Source organism: Nocardioides luteus, from assembly GCF_014648595.1.
Taxonomy (GTDB): domain Bacteria; phylum Actinomycetota; class Actinomycetes; order Propionibacteriales; family Nocardioidaceae; genus Nocardioides; species Nocardioides luteus.
This window is the reverse complement of record NZ_BMRK01000006.1, coordinates 59,216-76,147: the sequence shown is the minus strand read 5'-3', so window position 1 is coordinate 76,147 and position 16,932 is coordinate 59,216. Positions and strand designations below refer to the sequence as shown.

The following is a 16,932-nucleotide window of genomic DNA, read 5'->3' as shown; positions in this document are numbered from 1 at the left end:
GTGCGGTCACCTCGTCCGTACGCGGGGGTCGATGATGGCGTAGGCGATGTCGACGAGCAGGTTGACGATCACGTAGACGGCGGCCGCCGCGATGATCAGCATCTGCAGCACCGCGTAGTCCCGCTCGGTGGAGGCGACCGCGAGGGCGTCGCCGACGCCGCGGAAGGAGAAGACCCGCTCGGTGAGCACCGCACCGGCCAGCAGGCTGCCGACCTGCAGGCCGATCACGGTGGTGACCGGCAGCATCGCGTTGCGGAGCACGTGCCGTCCCCGGATGACCCGTGAGGTCAGCCCCTTGGCCTCGGCGGTGCGCACGTAGTCCTCGTCGAGCACCTCCAGGACGGAGGCGCGGGTGATCCGGAAGATGATCGCGAACGGGATCGAGGCGAGCGCGAGGCCCGGCAGGATCAGATGCAGGAACGCGTCCCAGGCGGCGTCGTACTCGCCGGTGATCAGTCCGTCGAGGATGAAGAAGTTGGTGATGTGGGTGGCATCGATCGTCGGGGTCTGCCGCCCGGAGACCGGCAGCCAGCCGAGCTGGACGGCGAAGACGTACTTCAGCAGGAACGCCAGGAAGAAGACCGGCACCGCGACGCCGACCAGCGAGCCGATGATCGAGACGTTGTCGAGGATCGTCGCCCGGCGGCGGGCGGCCAGATAGCCCAGCGGGATGCCGATCGAGATCGCGATCGTCAGCGCGAAGATCGTCAGCTCGATGGTGCCGGGCAGCCGGTCCAGGAAGATCTCCAAGGCGTCGGTGCCGGCCTGGACGCGGATCGAGGCGCCGAAGTTGCCGTGCGCGATCCGGTCGAGGAAGAGCAGGTACTGCTCCCAGATCGGCCGGTCCAGACCGAAGGCCTTCTCCAGCGCGGCCCGGGTGGCCGGGGTGGCCCGCTCGCCGAGGATCGCCGAGACGGGACCTCCGGGCAGCGAGCGCAGCCAGGCGAAGATGAGGAAGGAGAGCACGATCATCACCCCCGCCATCTGCAGCAGGCGGCGTACGACGAATCTCAGCAAGTTCTCTCCTCCGTGGATGGGCGGTCCGGGCGGCGTCATCCACCGGCCGAGCCACGCGGCCTGATGACCCCGCGGCTCGACCAGCGAAGTGGCTACTCGCCGCCGACGGAGACCGGGCCGAAGTCCTCGGCCGTGAGGGGGCTGGGGATCAGGCCCTCGGTGTCGCCGTCGACCACGATGGCCGGCGGGGAGTGGCTGATCGGGAACCCGGGCAGGTACTCGGTCATGATCTGCCCGTTGATCTCCTCGTAGCGCTTGGCGCGCTCGTCCTCGTCGACGATCGCGTCAGCGGCCTGCAGGTCGGCGGCGAGCTTCTTGCCCCAGGAGATGTTGGAGGTCTTGAAGTCGTTGGCGACCGGCTCGGTGAAGAAGGAGCCGAGGAAGTTGTACGGGTCGTTGAAGTCGCCCGTCCAGCCGAGGATGTGGGCGTCGTACTTACCGGCCGAGACGTTGTCGGTGTAGGCCGTCCACGGAGCCGAGACCGCCTTGACCGTGATGCCGACGGCCTCGAGGTTGGCGCGCAGGGCGTCGTAGATCGTGGCCGGGTCCGGCATGTAGGGGCGGCTGACCTCGGTCGGGAACGCGAAGGTCATCTCCAGGTTCTCGGCGCCGGCCTCCTTGAGCAGCTGCTTCGACTTCTCGGGGTCGTAGGCGTACGGCTCGAGGTCGGAGTTGTAGCCCGCGACCGTGTCGGGCATGAACTGGGTCGCGACCGTGGCGCCCTCGGGGAGCTGGGACTTGACCAGCTCCTCGCGGTTGAGCGCGTGGTAGATCGCCTGGCGGACCTTGAGGTCGTGGAACTTCTTGTCCTTGAGGTTCAAGCCCATGTAGAGGATGTTGAACGGCTCGCGGATCTCGACCTGGTTGCCCTTCTCCTCGAGCGAGTTCCAGTCGACCGGGTTCGGCAGGTCGTAGCCGTTGATCGAGCCGGCCTCCAGCTCCTGGCGGCGGGTGGACTCGTCGGGGATGATCCGGAAGACGAGCTTCTCGGACTTGGCGAGCTCGCCCCAGTAGTCGTCGTTGCGGGCCAGGGTCACGGTGCCGTTGGCCTCGTCGTACTTCTCGAGCTTGAAGGCTCCGGTGCCGACCGGGTTCTTGGCGTTCTCGGGGAAGGTGAAGCCCTCACCGGCAGCCTTGATGCCGTTGGCGTCACCCTCCTCCATCGCCTTCGGCGACTGCATCGAGAACGAGGTCTGGGACAGCATCGTCGGGAAGCTCGCGGTGGCGTGGTCGATCGTGATGACCGCGGTGGTCGCGTCCGGCGCCTCGCAGCTCTTGTAGAGCGAGGGGTCCTTCTCGGCGTCGTTCTTGAAGCCGCCGAAGAAAGAGCCCCAGTACTCACCGGCGGTCTGACCGTCGGGGTTCTGGTCGAACATCCGCTCGAGGTTGGCGCAGACCGCCTCGCCGTCGAACTTCTCGCCGTCGGTGAAGGTGACGTCGTCGCGGAGCTTGAAGGTCCACGTGGTGCCGGACTCGTCCGGGGTCCAGCTCTCGGCCAGTGCCGGCTCGATCTCGGAGGTGCCGGGCTTGGAGTCGATCAGGGTGTCGAAGATCTGCCGCGAGATGCGGAAGGTCTCACCGTCGGTGGCGTAGAAGGGGTCGAAGGTGGAGGGCGCGCCCGCGGCGCCGAAGGTGAGGGTCGAGCCTCCGCTGCCGCGCTCGGACTCCGCACATGCCGCGAGCGAGAGCGCCAAGGCCCCTGCCGCGAACGCCGGAAGGACTCTCCGGGACATTTTCATCGCTAAACCTCGCTTGTTGGTGGACCAGTCTGGTCAGCGACCCGGTGTGGGCGCCTCAGCGAAGGACGTGACTCGAATCACAGGGCGTCGCCGTGCCCGGCACCCTAGCCATCATTCGGACGTGGGGCGGGCCGAGTGCGTCGTTATTTATCCGACCGAGACCAACTAGGGTGCTTCCGTGACCATGCAGATCACCCCCTCCATCCTCAACGCCGACTTCGCCGCCCTGGGCGCGGAGGTCGCCCGGATCCCCAGCGCCGACTGGGTCCACGTCGACATCATGGACAACCACTTCGTGCCCAACCTGACCTTCGGGCCGACGATGGTGGAGGCGCTGGCACGGTCCACCTCGGTGCCGCTCGACGCCCACCTGATGATCGAGAACCCCGACCGCGAGGCGCCCGCCTACGTCGAGGCCGGCTGCGGCTCGGTGACCTTCCACGTCGAGGCGACCAAGGCGCCCGTACGCCTCGCGCGCGAGATCCGGGCCAAGGGTGCTCGGGCGTCGATGGCGCTCAAGCCGGCGACCCCGATCGAGCCCTACGAGGACATGCTCGCCGAGCTCGACATGGTGCTGCTGATGACCGTCGAGCCCGGCCTCGGCGGCCAGAAGTTCCTCGACCTGGTGCTTCCCAAGATCCGCCGGGCGCGCTCGATGATGGACAAGCACGGCGTCGAGACCTGGCTGCAGGTCGACGGCGGCGTCTCCCTCGAGACCATCGAGCGCTGCGCCGCGGCCGGGGCCGACGTCTTCGTCGCCGGGTCCGCCGTGTACTCGGCCGACGACCCGGACGCCATGATCGCCGCGCTGCGGGACAAGGCCGTCTCAGCAGTCGACGCCTGATCGGTGAGGTGCCACACGTGTGGCACACTGGTGGAAGACGAGCTTGTGCTCGCGTGCTCTGGGGTCGGTGAAATTCCGAGCCGGCGGTGACTGGATCGAAGATTCAGAAGTCCGCGACCCGATGGCAGCCAGTCATCGGTTGACCAGGTGAAACTCCTGGACCGACGGTTAAAGTCCGGATGGGAAGACGCACGCAGCCCGATTCGTCGCCGCCGCCCTGGTTCACCGGGTCCGGCGCGACGCCTCGGCCTGAACCCCGGAGTCCGTGAGACGGACCAGAGGGGATCAGATGAACAGCTTGGACCAGCGGGACCCGGAGCCGGGGGCGATGCGTCGCGCCCTGGACCTGGCCGCTGCGATCGGTGACCCGGGGCCGGCCACCTACCCGAACCCACGGGTCGGCTGCGTACTCCTGGGGGCGGACGGGTCTGTCGTCGGCGAGGGGTTCCACCGCGGACCCGGCACGCCGCACGCCGAGGTCGACGCACTGGCCCACGCCGGCGCGTCGGCGCGTGGGGCCACCGCGGTGGTCACGCTCGAGCCGTGCAACCACACCGGCCGCACCGGCCCGTGCGCGCAGGCCCTCATCGACGCCGGGGTCGCCCGCGTCGTCTACGCCCAGGCCGACCCGAACCCGGTCGCCGCGGGAGGCGCCGCCACGCTGAAGCAGGCGGGCATCGAGGTCGAGCAGGGGCTGTACGCAGCAGAGGCCCGTGACCTCAACCGGGTCTGGACGCGGGCTGCCGAGCTGCAGCGCCCCTTCGTCACCTGGAAGTTCGCCACGACCCTCGACGGGCGCAGCGCCGCCGCAGACGGCACCTCGCGCTGGGTCTCCTCGCGCGCCGCGCGGCTCGACACCCATGCGCTGCGGGCGCTGAGCGACACGATGCTCGTCGGGACGAACACGGTCGCGGTCGACGACCCCGCGCTGACCGTCCGCGACGCGGAGGACCGGCCGCTCGGCGTACAGCCTCTGCGGGTCGTCATGGGGGAGCGCGACCTTCCCGCCGACCGCCGGATCTTCGCCGACCAGGCGCCCTCGCTCCACCTGCGCACCCGCGACCCGCACGAGGCCCTCGCTGCGCTGTGGGATCGCGAGCGGCGCCACGTCTTCCTCGAGGGCGGGCCGACACTGGCAGCGGCCTTCCTGGCCGCCGGGCTGGTCGACGAGATCGTCGTCTACGTCGCGCCGTTCCTGCTCGGGGCCGGCCGCTCGGCCGTCGCCGACCTCGAGATCACCACCATCTCCGACGCCTTCCGGCCGCGGGTGCGCTCAGTCGACGTGCTCCCCGCCACCGAGGAGGGCGAACAGCCGAACGTGCGGTTCATTCTCGAGCCCCAGAAGGAAGGTCACTGATGTTCACCGGGATTGTTGAAGAGCTCGGCACCGTAGCCGGGATCGAGGACCAGGGCGACGCCGTACGCCTCACCATCTCCGCCGGCACGGTGCTGTCGGACGCGGAGCTGGGCGCCTCGATCGCGGTCAACGGCTGCTGCCTGACCGTCTCGACGCTGGGCGAGGGCGAATGGACCGCCGACGTGATGCTGGAGACGCTCAAGCGCACCAGCCTGCACACGCTCGCGGCTGGCGACCGGATCAACCTGGAGCGCGCGGTCACCCCGACCACGCGGCTCGGCGGCCACATCGTCCAGGGACACGTCGACGGCGTCGGCCGCATCGTCTCCCGCGAGCCCAGTGAGCACTGGGACGTCGTCACGATCTCGATCGAGCCGTCGCTGGCCCGCTACGTGGTCGAGAAGGGCTCGATCGCGGTGGACGGGATCAGCCTCACCGTCGTCTCCGTGGGCGAGGACACGTTCACGATCAGCCTGATCCCCGAGACCCTGGCGCGTACCTCGCTGGGGTTCCGGGCCGTCGGCGACGAGGTCAACCTCGAGACCGACATCATCGCCAAGCACGTGGAGAAGCTCGTGCTGACCTCACCGGAAGGAACACGCTGATGAGCGAGCAGCACGAGCAGTACGCAGGAGTCCGCCTCGACCCCGTCGAGGACGCGATCGCCGACCTGGCGGCCGGGAAGCCGGTCGTGGTCGTCGACGACGAGGACCGGGAGAACGAGGGCGACCTGATCTTCTCCGCCGAGCTGGCGACGCCGGAGGTGATGGCGTTCGCGATCCGCTGGTCCTCCGGCGTGATCTGCGTGGCGCTGCCGGGCGAGCGGCTCGACGCGCTCGACCTGCCCCCGATGACTCGTGTCAACGAGGACCGCAAGCAGACCGCGTACGCGGTCTCGGTCGATGCTCGCGAGGGCGTGACGACCGGGATCTCGGCCGCCGACCGGGCGCTGACGACGCGGCTGCTGGCCGGGCCCGCCTCTGTGGCGGGCGACCTCACCCGCCCCGGGCACGTGTTCCCGCTGCGGGCGCGCGACGGGGGAGTGCTGGTGCGGGTCGGCCACACCGAGGCCGCTGTCGACCTGACCCGGCTCGCGGGCCTGGAGCCGGCCGGCGCCCTGGTCGAGCTGGTCAACGACGACGGCACCATGCAGCGTGCGCCGCAGCTGCGCGAGTTCGCCGACGAGCACGGTCTGGCGATGATCTCGATCGCCGACCTGGTGACCTACCGGCGGCGTACCGAGGTGCTGGTCGAGCGTCGCGCGGTGACCCGGCTGCCCACCGAGTACGGCGACTTCACCGCCTACGGCTACCGCACCATCGACGACGACGTCGAGCACGTCGCACTCGTCCACGGCGACATCTCCGGCTGCGACCCGGTGCTCGCGCGGGTGCACTCGGAGTGCCTGACCGGAGACGTCTTCGGGTCGCGCCGCTGCGACTGCGGACCGCAGCTGCAGGAGGCGCTCCAGCGGATCGCGGAGGCCGGCTGCGGCGTCGTGGTCTACCTCCGCGGCCACGAGGGTCGCGGGATCGGCCTGCTCGCCAAGCTGCAGGCCTACCAGCTCCAGGACGGCGGCCGCGACACCGTCGACGCCAATCTCGACCTCGGTCTGCCGGCCGACGCGCGCCACTACGGCGCCGCCTCGCAGATCCTGCGCGACCTCAAGGTCGACTCGGTGCGGCTGCTGACCAACAACCCTGAGAAGGTGAGTCACCTGGAGGCGTACGGTGTCGAGGTCGCCGAGCGGGTACCGCTCACCCCTCGACCCAACGAGCACAACCTCGCCTACCTGCTGACCAAGCGTGACCGGATGGGTCACGCGCTGCCCGATCTGTCTGAGGAGAACCGATGAGTGGCAAGGGAGCCCCCACCCCGGAGGTCGTCGACGGGAGCGACCTGCGGGTCGCCGTCGTCGCCGCGCGCTGGCACGACGAGGTCATGGCCGGCCTGTTGAACGGTGCGGAGCGAGCGTTGAAGGACGCCTCCGTCGGTGGTCTGACCGTCATCCGGGTCCCCGGCGCCTTCGAGCTGCCGGTTGCCGCGGCCGCCCTGGCCAAGTCCGGCTACGACGCCATCGTCGCGCTCGGTGTCGTCATCCGCGGCGGCACCCCACACTTCGACTACGTCTGCTCCGCCGCCACCGACGGCCTCAACCGGGTCGCCCTCGACTTCGGCACCCCCGTCGGCTTCGGCCTCCTGACCTGCGATAACGAGGAGCAGGCCCTCGCCCGCGCCGGCCTCGAGGGATCCAGCGAGGACAAGGGCTACGAGGCCGCCGCGGCCGCCATGGAGACCGCCCTCACCCTGCGCGACTGCGTACGCCACTACTGACCCCCACTCCGCCGACTCGGCGCATCTGCCCCGCTGCAGAGCGCCGAGTCGGCGCGTCTGCCTCACGGAGGAATGCCGAGTCGGCGCGTCTGCCTCACGAAATGACGCCGAGTCGGCGCGTCTGCCCCGCTGCAGAGCGCCGAGTCGGCGCGTCTGCCTCACGGAGGAATGCCGAGTCGGCGCGTCTGCCTCACGAAATGACGCCGAGTCGGCGCGTCTGCCCCGCTGCAGAGCGCCGAGTCGGCGCGTCTGCCTCACGGAGGAATGCCGAGTCGGCGCGTCTGCCTCACGAAATGACGCCGAGTCGGCGCGTCTGCCCCGCTGTAGAACGTTGAGTCGGCGCATCTGCCCCACCAGCGATCGGGAGGTGGGGCAGATGCGCCGGCTCGGCGTTGGATTCTGGGGCAGTTGCGCCGACTCGGCGGTTTGGCGTGGGGCAGTTGCGCCGACTCGGCGTTGGATTCTGGGGCAGTTGCGCCGAGTCGGGGCTACGGGGTTACGGGGTTCGGGCGGCTGTCAGGTGGGCTTGGGGGCGGGCTGGTGGGGTGTGGTGGGTGGACGAGTCGGTCACGATGAGGCCGTGGGGGGCCAGGAGATCGGTCAGGGCGTCGGTGGACCAGTAGTAGGCCCGGTGGACGGCGTGGTCGAAAGGCTCGCCGGGGGCGCCGTCGAAGAAGCCGATCAGGACCGAGCCGCCGGGGGGAGAGGACGCGCGCCAGTTCGGCGAGGATCGTGGGAAGGTTGGCGGGTGGGGTGTGGATGAGCGAGTACCAGGCCAGTACGCCGCCGACCGAAGCGTCTGCCAGGGGGATCGCGGCCAGGTCGCCCTGGTGGAAAGGGATGTCGGGGAAGCGCTCGCGCGCGGCGGCGACGAACTCGGCCGAGGCGTCGAGGCCGACCACGTCGCGTACGCCGTCCTGGGCGAGCTCTCTGCTCCAGTGCCCTGGGCCGCAACCGGCGTCGAGGAGGGATCCGTCGGTGCCGTCGCGCCAGGTGGCGATGGTGTCGCGGTCGCGCTGGGCGAGGTCTTCGACGGAGCCTAAGAGGTCGATGTACTCGGCTGCGCGGCCGTCGTAGGCCGCGCCGATCTCGGTGGTGGTCATCGGGGACAGAGGTTAACCGTTTCGGGGTCGCGGAGGCGGAGGAGCGGGAGCATCTAGGCTCTGCTGCGATGAACATCTACGAGTTCGACGGCAAGAGTCCGCAGATCCACCCCGACGCCTGGGTGGCGCCGACGGCGACCCTGATCGGTGACGTACGCCTGGGGGCGAACGCGAGCATCTGGTACGGCGCGGTGCTGCGCGCCGACGTGGGTCCGATCATCATCGGCGAGGGCTCCAACGTGCAGGACAACTCGGTGCTGCACGTGCGCCCGGGATCGTCGCTGGAGATGGGGGCGCACAGCACGGTCGCCCACGGCTGCGTGGTGCACGGCGACCGGATCGGCACCGGCTCGCTGATCGGCAACGGTGCGGTGGTCTCCGACGCCGTGGTCATCGGTGACGGCTGCCTGATCGCGGCCGGCGCGATGGTGGTCGAGGGGACCCAGGTGCCTGATCACAGCCTGGTGATGGGGGTGCCGGCGAAGGTGCGCGGCACCATCGAGCCCGGCAGCAACCCGGCGACGATCCTGGAGCTCAACGCACCCGGCTACGTCGAGTTCATGAAGCTCCATCGTGCCACCGTGCGCCCGGTGAAACCCTGAACCTCAGGTTGAGGGTGAGGTGCTATTCAGCGCCGCAGGCGACGCAGTGGAGCGAGCCGACCCGGCGGTCGGCCTCGCAGACGGTGCACGGGGCGATCGTCTCGCGCCCGCAGCCCTCGCAGTGCTTGCCGCGCACGGGGTAGCCGCAGTAGGGGCAGTCGCCCTTGCGTACTCGCATGGCTGGGATCCGCTTGGCCAGCAGCCGTTGGACCGCGACGAAGACGGCGACGGTGGCCGCGGCGCCGATCAGGGAGAGGACGAGCGGGCCGAAGTCGGCGTACTCGAAGGTGTAGTGGAGCGCGAAGACCAGCGCCATGATCACGCCGGTCGCGGCCAGCGCGAAGCCCAGCGGGAGGAAGCGTGACCCGCTGCGGCGCAGCCGGTAGAGGACCCAGAAGCCGACCAGGCAGAGCAGGACGATGAAGCCGAGCCGGAGACCGATCTGGATGCCCTGGTGACCCGGGATCTCGCACGGCATCTCGCCGTCGTTGCACTGGTCCCACTCCATGTGGAGCGGCCACCAGGCGCCCACCTTGACGTAGAACCAGACGGTGCCGACGAGCAGGAAGGCGGTCAGTGCGACCGCCAGGAACCGCTCGCTGCGAGTCGACTCGACCTCGTCGGCCGCGATGGGGGTCTTCATGGCGTGCTCCTGTGGGCTCGGGTGCGGGCGTGGAAGGCGACCTCGAGGCGACAGTCGAGGGCGGCGGCCACCCGCAGGAGGGTGTCGATCTTCGGCGGGCGTGAGCCGGACTCCAGCCGCGCGATCGCCGACTGGGTGGTGCCGCAGAGCTCGGCGAGCTCGCGTTGGGACAGGCCCCGGGCGACTCGGTGCTCGGTGACCTGGGCGGCGATGCCGACGTAGAACTCGGTGTCCGCGTCGTTCGTGCTCATGACGACGAAGATATCGCAGTTCTGCTATGCCTGTCCATAGCAGGACTGCTATCGATGCGGTGAGACGATTCGGGTGCGGGGTCGCGTACGGCCTAGGCTTGACGTTCGTGAAGACGTTCGACGAGCTCTGGGCCGAGCTGAGTGAGAAGGCCCGGACCCGACCTGAAGGATCCGGCACCGTGGCACAGCTCGACGCCGGGGTCCATGCGATCGGGAAGAAGCTGGTCGAGGAGGCCGCCGAGTCCTGGATGGCGGCCGAGTACGAGGGCAAGGAAGCGACCGCTGAGGAGATCTCCCAGCTGCTCTACCACGCCCAGGTGCTCATGCTCGCCAGCGGCATCTCGATCGACGACGTCTACTCACACCTGTAGGGGAATCATGGTCACCACAAGCTCGACCGACTCGACAAGCTCCAAGCCGCTGCGGATCGCCGTGCCCAACAAGGGCGCGCTGTCCGTCTCCGCCTCCGAGCTGCTGCGCGAGGCGGGCTACCGCCAGCGCGAGGACTCCAAGCGCCTGACCCTCATCGACGACGAGAACGGCGTCGAGTTCTTCTACCTGCGCCCGCGCGACATCGCGCTCTACGTCGGTGAGGGCACCCTCGACATCGGCATCACCGGCCGCGACCTGCTTCTCGACTCCGGCGCCAAGGCCGACGAGGTCATCGGTCTCGGCTTCGGCCGCTCGCGCTTCCACTTCGCCGGCCGCGCCGGTGCCTTCAGCGCGATCGAGGAGTTGCGCGGCAAGCGCATCGCGACCTCCTACGTCGGGGTCGTCTCCGCGTTCCTCGAGCGCGAGGGCATCGACGCCAGCGTGACCCGTCTCGACGGCGCCGTGGAGACCTCGATCCAGCTCGGTGTCGCCGACGTGATCGCCGACGTGGTCGAGACCGGCTCCACGATGCGCCAGGCCGGGCTGGAGATCTTCGGCGAGCCGATCATGCACTCCGAGGCCGTCGTCATCACCCGCTCGGGAGCTCAGCTCCCTGCTGCGTACGAGACGTTCCGGCGCCGCCTCGACGGCGTCCTGATCGCGCGCAGCTACGTGATGATGGACTACGACATCCGCGCCGAGGACCTCGCCGAGGCCTCCGCGATGACCCCAGGCCTCGAGGGCCCGACGGTCAGCCCGCTGCACCGCGAGGGCTGGGTCGCCGTCCGCGCGATGGTGCCGCGCAAGGGCTCCCAGAAGCTGATGGACGACCTTTACGCCGTGGGCGCCCGCGCGATCCTGCTGACCGAGATCAATGCCTGCCGCATCTGAGCCCTCCGCAGCCGAGCTTCCGGTGGCGCTTCCGCACACGTGGCGCCCGGTCGGAGCCCAGGTGATGGGCTGGTTCCTGGTGGTCGCGCTCGCGGTGGCGTGCACGGTCGTCTGGGTCGGGTTCTCCCCGGAGATCAAGGCCCAGGTGACCACCTTCGAGCGGCTGACCTTCGGCTTCCTCGGCCTGCTGATCCTGGCCTGCGTGCACGCGCTGACCCGGTCGAAGGTGGTCGCCCACGAGGACGGACTGACCGTGGTCAACGGCTACAAGCGCCGTGACCTGGAGTGGGCCGAGATCCTGGCGATCAACTTCCCCAGCGGCGCGCCCTGGCCCAACGTCGACCTGTCCTCCGGGCACAACATCTCGATGCTCGCGATCCAGGCCTCCGACGGCGCCTCGTCGAAGAGAGCCGTCCGTACGCTGCGCCGGCTGGTCGCCGAGCTCTCCTGAGCGGAGGGCCCGAGATGACGTGCGGGCGAACACGACTCAGCGCAGCGCCCAAACCTTCGCGAACCCGCTGACCGGGCCAGCGCCCAGGCTCTAGCGTGCCCGGATGATCTCGTGGACTCCTCTCGCCGTTTCCGGCCTCGCGCTGGCCGCCGCTCTCGCCGTTGCCCCGGCCGCACCCGCCCACGCCTCCCCGCTCCATCCGGTCGGCACCTGGGGCGCCTCGGCCGACAAGGTCTCCGGTGATGCGGGTGCCGCCGGTCTGGCCGACCGGTCGGTGCGCAACCTGGTGCACACCTCGCTCGGTGGGTCAGGGGTACGCATCACCCTCTCCAACGCCTTCGGCGACCGCCCCGTCACCTTCACCTCGGCCCACGTCGGAGTCGCGGGTGAGGGGGCCGCGATCCTCCCCGGCACCAACCGGCCGGTGACTTTCGCAGGATCGCCCGAGGTGACCCTCGCGCCGGGCACCGAGGTGCTCAGCGACCCGGTCGCGACCAGCGTGCCCGCCGACACGACCCTCGCGGTGAGCCTCCACGTCGTGGGCGAGAGCGGGGCGATCACCGGGCACAACCTCGCGATGCAGACCTCCTACCTCTCCGGCACGCCCGGCACTGACGTGGCCGCCGACGAGTCCGGCGCGGCCTTCACGACGCAGATCTCCAGCTGGTACTGGGTCGAGAGCGTGGTGGTCGAGAAACCCAGGCGGGTCAAGACCGCGGTGCTCTTCGGGGACTCGATCACCGACGGCAACGGCTCGACAGTCGGCGCGAACCGGCGCTGGCCGGACGCGCTGGCCGACAGGGTCGCGTCCAGCCGCTTCGCCGGGCGCTACGCGGTGATGAACGAAGGCATCTCGGCCAACCGCGTGCTCGCCGACAGCTCCGGCGGCCAGCGCGGACTGGATCGCTTCCGACGCGACGTCCTCGACCAGCCGGGCGTCTCCACGGTGGTGCTGCTGGCCGGGATCAACGACATCCGCTGGGACCACGCCGACGAGGCGAGCGACCTGATCGTGGCCTACCGCGACCTGATCGCACAGGCGCACGCCGAGGACGTCTGCATCGTCGGCGCGACCCTGACGCCGTACGAGGGCGGTAGCCGCTACAGCCCCGAGCGCGAGCAGGTGCGGGCCGCGGTCAACGAGTGGTTCCGCACCTCCGGAGAGTTCGACGGCGTCGTCGACTTCGACGCCGCCACCCGCGACCCCGCCCGGCCGACGCGGTTCCTGCCCGCGTACGACTCGGGGGACCATCTCCACCCGGGCGACGCCGGCTATGCAGCGATGGCCGAGGCGTTCGACCTGGGCCTGCTGGGCTGCGACCGCTGACCCGGCTCAGCGCCGAGCGACGAGCACCCCGAGCGTGATCGCCGAGACCGCCATCGAGATCGAGGCGCCGACCGCGTCGGGGGCGAACAGCGCCGGGATGCTCACCAGCCCGGCGATGTCGAAGCCGCGTACCGCGTTGCCGAACAGCGAGACCGGCGCCGCGCCCATCGGGGTCGAGATCATCGCCGAGGCGTAGTCGGGCGGTGACGCCACCAGCCACCGGGTGAGCGCGGCCAGCGCACCGAGCCCGACCGCCGGGGCGAGCAGCGGGTGCGGCAGCGCCCACAGACAGCCCAGGCCGAAGGCGACCAGCACCACGGCCGGCACCACCAGCGCACCCAGGCGCAACTGCCACGAGGAGGCGCCCAGCAGCCGGGCGAGGCTGCTTGAGCGCGACAGCACCCGCACCCCGGCGCCGAGCGGGATCGCCGCCCAGAAGCCCAGCACCACCATCGCCGGCACGGTCAGCGCCCCCGCGCCCGCCTCCGCCAGGGCGTACGCAGGCACCACCGTCGCCGCCGGCGCCAGGACGCGCACCGGCGCCCGCCGCAGCCGGACGAGGTCGGCGGTGACCAGGGCCAGCGGACCGCGCGGGCCGCGCAGTCGGCGCGCCCGGACGAGTGCCCGGCGAGCGCTGGTGTGCTGGAGCACCACGTCGTAGGCGAGGGCGGTGTCCATCCCGGCCAGCGCGCCGGAGAGACCGTTGGCCAGTCCGTGGCCACGGGTCAGGTCGCGCCGGCGCAGCTCGCCGAGACGTCTGCGCGCGAGCACCACGGAGCCGGCGGCCGCCGGGGCGAGCGCGGCGGGCACCAGCCACCACCAGGCGTCCTCGGGCGGGGCCATGTCCGCGGTGACGCCGGCGGCCACGGCACCCACGGCGGCGAGGGCGAGGAGCGCGGCCGCCGGCGCCACGGCCCGCCACACCGAGCGTGGTCGTGCCTGGGCGATGGACCCGGCTGCGTACGTCACCGGTGCCAGCAGCGCCGCGGCGAGCGCCAGCGCGGTGCCGGTGAGCAGCGGCCAGCCCGCGGTCACCGCAGCGAGAAGGGCCAGGACGGCGGCGGCGAAGGCTGAGAGAGCCGAGGCGGTGACGTACTGGCGGCCCAGCCAGCGGCCGCGGTCCACCGGGGTGGAGAGCACCAGCGCCGAGGCCGCGGGGGAGACCATGAGGGGACCCAGGAGGCGGAGCACCGCGGCGCCCAGCGCGAGCCACACGAGCACGAGCAGGACCGGGCCGGCGGCGCGGGTGCCGGAGCACGTGACGGTCGCGCACCCCTCGACCGCCTGACCTGCGTTGATGACCGCGGTGACCAGCCCCGAGCCGTAGATGAGCACGGTCAGAAGGGCGACGTAGGCCTGGTAGAGCAGCTCGCCCCAGGGCGTGGTGACGTGGCCACGCCGCCAACCGCGGATCAGTCCGCGGAGCTCACCCGGCGTGGGCGCCGGCGTCCCGGCACTCATGCGTCGGGGGAGGAGCCCAGGCGGATCACGTCGTCGGCCACCGCCTCGACGAGAGCCGGGTGGTGGCTGGCGAAGAGGATGCCGACCCCGGCCTCCTTCTCCCGCAGGAGCAGGTCGGCGAGCCAGCGAGCGCCCTCGGTGTCGAGGCGCTGCTCGGGCTCGTCGAGGAGCAGCAGCCGGCGCGGCCGCACCAGCAGCAGCGCGAGTGCGAGCCGCTGACGCTGACCCGAGGAGAGCGAGCCGGGCAGCTGGTCGGCCTGGTCGACGAGACCGACCTCCTCGAGCACGCCGTCGACGGTGGCCTCGGGGTCCTCGGCGCGGTGGGCGTGGGCGACCAGGTCCAGGTGCTCGATGACGGCCAGATCGGGGAAGAGGTCCAGGTCGTCGAGGAGCGCGGCGACGTCGCGGCGCATCGCCGCCGAGCGCTCGTCGTAGGGCCGGCCGTCGAGCAGCACCTCGCCCGCCGTCGGCTCCTCGGCGCCGGCCACGCAGCGCAGCAGCGTCGACTTCCCCGACCCGTTGGTGCCGGTCAGAGCGACCGCCCGACCCGCCTCGAGGCTGAGGTCGAGCCCGGTGAGGACGGCGTGGTCGCCGTAGCTCCTGCTGAGTCCCGAGACGGTCAGCAGCGTCATGGCAGCAGGCTCATGGCAGCGCGGTGATGCCCCAGGTGACCTCATAACGCTCGTCGGGTGCGAGCGAGACCAGGTCGGTGCCGGAGTTGAACGCGTCCGGCGGAGCGGTCATCGGCTCGACGGCGAGGCTGCCACGCGCAGGCGTGCGGTCGTCGGCGCTGTAGACCATCAGCCACGGGTGGCGCTCATCGACCCAGAGCGCGACGCCGCCGTCGGGGCCCTGGATCGTGACCGTCGCCCGGCCGTCCTCGCCGCGCTCCAGGTCGGTGAAGGCGTGGTCGAGGACCACGTCGCCGACCGGCTTCGCCGAGGTGAAGTCGTAGGCGGTCCCCGCGGTCGCCTCGCTGGTCGTGGGCAGCTTGCGCTCGGAGTCGGAGAGCAGCCGCGTACGTGCTGGAAGGGTGAGCGTCCAGCCGTCGACCGGGCCGGCGCCGGCGGTGAGGTAGGGGTGGGCGCCCACGGCGTAGGGAGCGGGGGAGTCGGCATGGTTGGTCGCCGCCTGGGTCACGGTGAGCCCGTCCGGCCCGATCGCGTAGGTCACCTCGAGGTCGAGGGTCCACGGGTAGCCGCCCTGCGCCATCAGCCGGGTCGCGAGCGTGATCGAGCTCTTGGCCTCCTCGATCGGCAGCCACTGCGCCCACCGCACCAGGCCGTGGGAGGCGTTGTTGCGGGAGACCTCGGTGATCCCCAGCTGGTGGGTCTGCCCGCCGAACTCGTAGCGGCCGTCGCGGACCCGGTTGGGCCACGGCGCCAGCAGTTGGCCCTTGCCGCCGCTGGATGTCTCCTGGTCACCGAACCCGGCAACCAGGTCGCGGCCCTCGTAGGAGAGCAGGCGCAGGGCGCCACCGCTCTCCGTCACGGTCGCGGTGTAGCCCGCGCCGTCGATCGTGAACTGCTCTCCACTCGGTCTCAGCACGAGCCCAGGCTATCCAGGCGGCCACGACACGGCGACGACCGGTGGCGCTAGCCTCGAAGAATGGAGAGACGACAGCTGGAGTTCTTCCTCGCGATCGCCGAGGCCGGCAGCTTCACCAGCGCTGCCGCCCGGCTCCACGTGGCCCAGCCGTCGCTGTCGTACGCGGTGCGAGGGCTCGAGCGCGAGCTCGGCGGTGCCCTCTTCGAACGTCACGGCAGGGGAGTGCGGTTGACCCAGGCCGGCTCGGCGCTGCTCGGCCCCGCCCGCCGGGTCGTACGCGGCTTCGAGCTCGCCGCCGGAGCGGTCCGCTCCGTGTCCGACCACGGGTTCGGCCGGCTGCGGATCACCTCCAGCACGGTCTGGGCCGTCGAGCCGCTGGTGCCGGTGCTCGCCGAGTTCCGGCGCACCCAGCCGGCCGCGCAGGTCGTGGTCAACGACCCGCGGCACCGCTCCGACGTGCTCGACCAGGTGCGCAAGGGTGAGGTCGACGTCGGCCTGATCGACGGGTCGCCACCGAGCGGGCCGTTCGGGTCGCACCGGCTCGCCGAGCACGAGCTGGTCGCGCTCGTCCCGCCCTCCGGCGAGACGCCCGACGAGATCGGCATCGAGGAGCTCGCCGACCTCGGTCTGATCGCGACCCCGGCGGGAACCGCGCTGCGTACGTTCCTGGACGCGCGGCTCGAGGCGGCCGGCCTGCCGACCGAGGTGGCCATCGAGACCGCCCACGTCGCCTCGATCACGCCGCTGGTGCTGGCCCGTGCGGGCGTCGCGGTGCTGACTGAGGGGATGGCGAGCACGGCGGCGCGGGCCGGGGCACAGATCGTGCCGCTGGTGCCGACGAGCCGGGTCAGCGTGTCCCTCGTATGGTTGGAAGGACGTGGTGACACGCTGGTGGAGCAGTTCGTCGCGCTGGCTCAAGAGCTTCCCGAACTGGTCGAGAGATAGACATTCTCTATCGCTGCATCTCGATCCTTGTCTTGCTTCACCATCCG

19 protein-coding genes and 1 riboswitch are annotated in these 16,932 nt (G+C 70.8%); of the genes, 11 read left to right on the top strand and 8 right to left on the bottom strand.

Translation table 11 applies throughout. From position 1 onward, the window contains the following. Nucleotides 1–6 precede the first annotated feature (6 nt). Together IEY81_RS09585 and IEY81_RS09580 are read right to left on the bottom strand one after the other, a co-directional pair. Complete coding sequence (locus IEY81_RS09585; protein ID WP_189118253.1) at nt 7–1,017, bottom strand: ABC transporter permease; 1,011 nt, start codon at nt 1,015–1,017, stop codon at nt 7–9. A 92-nt stretch (nt 1,018–1,109) separates the two neighbouring features. Next, nucleotides 1,110–2,750 carry an ABC transporter substrate-binding protein gene (locus IEY81_RS09580; protein ID WP_229787616.1) on the bottom strand — a complete coding sequence of 547 codons (1,641 nt, stop codon included), beginning with the start codon at nt 2,748–2,750 and terminating at the stop codon, nt 1,110–1,112. A gap of 190 nt (nt 2,751–2,940) precedes the next feature. Between IEY81_RS09580 and rpe the strand changes: the two genes are divergently transcribed. The 5 genes from rpe (at nt 2,941) to ribH (ending at nt 7,291) form a co-directional block, all read left to right on the top strand. Continuing rightward, nucleotides 2,941–3,600, top strand: a complete 660-nt coding sequence (gene rpe / locus IEY81_RS09575; protein ID WP_229787659.1) for a ribulose-phosphate 3-epimerase — start codon at nt 2,941–2,943, stop codon at nt 3,598–3,600. 49 nt (nt 3,601–3,649) lie between these two features. Continuing rightward, nucleotides 3,650–3,797: riboswitch (FMN riboswitch) on the top strand. Between the two features lie 92 nt (nt 3,798–3,889). After that, the gene (gene ribD / locus IEY81_RS09570) at nt 3,890–4,957 is read left to right on the top strand and encodes a bifunctional diaminohydroxyphosphoribosylaminopyrimidine deaminase/5-amino-6-(5-phosphoribosylamino)uracil reductase RibD (RefSeq protein ID WP_229787614.1); all 1,068 of its coding nucleotides are present in this window, start codon (nt 3,890–3,892) and stop codon (nt 4,955–4,957) included. Beyond that, nucleotides 4,957–5,562: a riboflavin synthase gene (locus tag IEY81_RS09565; protein WP_189118250.1), complete on the top strand. Its 606-nt coding sequence runs from the start codon at nt 4,957–4,959 to the stop codon at nt 5,560–5,562. Before ribD ends, IEY81_RS09565 begins: the two co-directional genes overlap by 1 nt. After that, complete coding sequence (locus IEY81_RS09560; protein WP_189118249.1) at nt 5,562–6,812, top strand: bifunctional 3,4-dihydroxy-2-butanone-4-phosphate synthase/GTP cyclohydrolase II; 1,251 nt, start codon at nt 5,562–5,564, stop codon at nt 6,810–6,812. The genes IEY81_RS09565 and IEY81_RS09560 overlap by 1 nt, the downstream gene beginning before the upstream one ends. Next, a complete protein-coding gene (gene ribH / locus IEY81_RS09555) occupies nt 6,809–7,291 on the top strand; it encodes a 6,7-dimethyl-8-ribityllumazine synthase (protein WP_189118248.1) in 483 nt (160 codons plus the stop codon). The genes IEY81_RS09560 and ribH overlap by 4 nt, the downstream gene beginning before the upstream one ends. Before the next feature lie 488 nt (nt 7,292–7,779). Here the strand turns inward: ribH and IEY81_RS24610 are convergent, their stop codons facing one another. Further along, nucleotides 7,780–8,394 carry a class I SAM-dependent methyltransferase gene (locus tag IEY81_RS24610; protein ID WP_189118247.1) on the bottom strand — a complete coding sequence of 205 codons (615 nt, stop codon included), beginning with the start codon at nt 8,392–8,394 and terminating at the stop codon, nt 7,780–7,782. Nucleotides 8,395–8,462: 68 nt separating this feature from the next. On the opposite strand from IEY81_RS24610, the gene IEY81_RS09545 reads away from it, so the two are divergent. Then, a complete protein-coding gene (locus IEY81_RS09545; protein WP_189118246.1) occupies nt 8,463–8,996 on the top strand; it encodes a gamma carbonic anhydrase family protein in 534 nt (177 codons plus the stop codon). Nucleotides 8,997–9,018: 22 nt separating this feature from the next. Here the strand turns inward: IEY81_RS09545 and IEY81_RS09540 are convergent, their stop codons facing one another. Beyond that, complete coding sequence (locus tag IEY81_RS09540; RefSeq protein ID WP_189118245.1) at nt 9,019–9,639, bottom strand: hypothetical protein; 621 nt, start codon at nt 9,637–9,639, stop codon at nt 9,019–9,021. Next, on the bottom strand, nt 9,636–9,890 hold the full coding sequence (locus IEY81_RS09535) for a helix-turn-helix domain-containing protein (protein WP_189118244.1): 255 nt from the start codon (nt 9,888–9,890) through the stop codon (nt 9,636–9,638). The genes IEY81_RS09540 and IEY81_RS09535 overlap by 4 nt, the downstream gene beginning before the upstream one ends. Before the next feature lie 107 nt (nt 9,891–9,997). On the opposite strand from IEY81_RS09535, the gene IEY81_RS09530 reads away from it, so the two are divergent. From IEY81_RS09530 to IEY81_RS09515, 4 genes are all read left to right on the top strand, one after another. After that, complete coding sequence (locus tag IEY81_RS09530; RefSeq protein WP_008359350.1) at nt 9,998–10,261, top strand: phosphoribosyl-ATP diphosphatase; 264 nt, start codon at nt 9,998–10,000, stop codon at nt 10,259–10,261. A gap of 7 nt (nt 10,262–10,268) precedes the next feature. Next, nucleotides 10,269–11,153, top strand: a complete 885-nt coding sequence (hisG, locus tag IEY81_RS09525) for an ATP phosphoribosyltransferase (RefSeq protein WP_189118243.1) — start codon at nt 10,269–10,271, stop codon at nt 11,151–11,153. Between the two features lie 22 nt (nt 11,154–11,175). Then, entirely contained in the window at nt 11,176–11,604 is a 429-nt protein-coding gene (locus IEY81_RS09520; protein WP_229787610.1) for a PH domain-containing protein, read from the top strand. Between the two features lie 103 nt (nt 11,605–11,707). Continuing rightward, nucleotides 11,708–12,931: an SGNH/GDSL hydrolase family protein gene (locus IEY81_RS09515; RefSeq protein ID WP_189118241.1), complete on the top strand. Its 1,224-nt coding sequence runs from the start codon at nt 11,708–11,710 to the stop codon at nt 12,929–12,931. 6 nt (nt 12,932–12,937) lie between these two features. Here IEY81_RS09515 and IEY81_RS09510 read toward each other — a convergent pair whose 3' ends face one another. The 3 genes from IEY81_RS09510 to IEY81_RS09500 are packed head-to-tail and all read right to left on the bottom strand — an operon-like array spanning nt 12,938 to nt 15,940. Continuing rightward, the gene (locus IEY81_RS09510; RefSeq protein ID WP_189118240.1) at nt 12,938–14,392 is read right to left on the bottom strand and encodes a DUF6297 family protein; all 1,455 of its coding nucleotides are present in this window, start codon (nt 14,390–14,392) and stop codon (nt 12,938–12,940) included. Next, nucleotides 14,389–15,024 (bottom strand): heme ABC exporter ATP-binding protein CcmA, encoded by a 636-nt coding sequence (gene ccmA, locus IEY81_RS09505; RefSeq protein WP_189118239.1) that lies wholly within the window; start codon nt 15,022–15,024, stop codon nt 14,389–14,391. The genes IEY81_RS09510 and ccmA overlap by 4 nt, the downstream gene beginning before the upstream one ends. Nucleotides 15,025–15,034: 10 nt before the next feature. Next, complete coding sequence (locus IEY81_RS09500; RefSeq protein ID WP_189118238.1) at nt 15,035–15,940, bottom strand: aldose 1-epimerase family protein; 906 nt, start codon at nt 15,938–15,940, stop codon at nt 15,035–15,037. A gap of 60 nt (nt 15,941–16,000) precedes the next feature. On the opposite strand from IEY81_RS09500, the gene IEY81_RS09495 reads away from it, so the two are divergent. Continuing rightward, the gene (locus IEY81_RS09495) at nt 16,001–16,885 is read left to right on the top strand and encodes a LysR family transcriptional regulator (protein ID WP_189118237.1); all 885 of its coding nucleotides are present in this window, start codon (nt 16,001–16,003) and stop codon (nt 16,883–16,885) included. The last annotated feature ends 47 nt before the right edge of the window (nt 16,886–16,932 follow it).

Excerpts from the sequence above, each read along its gene's own strand:
- IEY81_RS09535 (WP_189118244.1), bottom strand. The coding sequence starts at position 9,890 with ATGAGCACGAACGACGCGGACACCGAGTTCTACGTCGGCATCGCCGCC.
- hisG (WP_189118243.1), top strand. The coding sequence starts at position 10,269 with ATGGTCACCACAAGCTCGACCGACTCGACAAGCTCCAAGCCGCTGCGG.
- IEY81_RS09495 (WP_189118237.1), top strand. The coding sequence starts at position 16,001 with ATGGAGAGACGACAGCTGGAGTTCTTCCTCGCGATCGCCGAGGCCGGC.
- IEY81_RS09540 (WP_189118245.1), bottom strand. The coding sequence starts at position 9,639 with ATGAAGACCCCCATCGCGGCCGACGAGGTCGAGTCGACTCGCAGCGAG.
- ribH (WP_189118248.1), top strand. The coding sequence starts at position 6,809 with ATGAGTGGCAAGGGAGCCCCCACCCCGGAGGTCGTCGACGGGAGCGAC.
- IEY81_RS09565 (WP_189118250.1), top strand. The coding sequence starts at position 4,957 with ATGTTCACCGGGATTGTTGAAGAGCTCGGCACCGTAGCCGGGATCGAG.
- IEY81_RS09510 (WP_189118240.1), bottom strand. The coding sequence starts at position 14,392 with ATGAGTGCCGGGACGCCGGCGCCCACGCCGGGTGAGCTCCGCGGACTG.
- IEY81_RS09545 (WP_189118246.1), top strand. The coding sequence starts at position 8,463 with ATGAACATCTACGAGTTCGACGGCAAGAGTCCGCAGATCCACCCCGAC.
- ccmA (WP_189118239.1), bottom strand. The coding sequence starts at position 15,024 with ATGACGCTGCTGACCGTCTCGGGACTCAGCAGGAGCTACGGCGACCAC.
- IEY81_RS24610 (WP_189118247.1), bottom strand. The coding sequence starts at position 8,394 with ATGACCACCACCGAGATCGGCGCGGCCTACGACGGCCGCGCAGCCGAG.
- IEY81_RS09515 (WP_189118241.1), top strand. The coding sequence starts at position 11,708 with ATGATCTCGTGGACTCCTCTCGCCGTTTCCGGCCTCGCGCTGGCCGCC.
- rpe (WP_229787659.1), top strand. The coding sequence starts at position 2,941 with ATGCAGATCACCCCCTCCATCCTCAACGCCGACTTCGCCGCCCTGGGC.
- ribD (WP_229787614.1), top strand. The coding sequence starts at position 3,890 with ATGAACAGCTTGGACCAGCGGGACCCGGAGCCGGGGGCGATGCGTCGC.
- IEY81_RS09580 (WP_229787616.1), bottom strand. The coding sequence starts at position 2,750 with ATGTCCCGGAGAGTCCTTCCGGCGTTCGCGGCAGGGGCCTTGGCGCTC.
- IEY81_RS09560 (WP_189118249.1), top strand. The coding sequence starts at position 5,562 with ATGAGCGAGCAGCACGAGCAGTACGCAGGAGTCCGCCTCGACCCCGTC.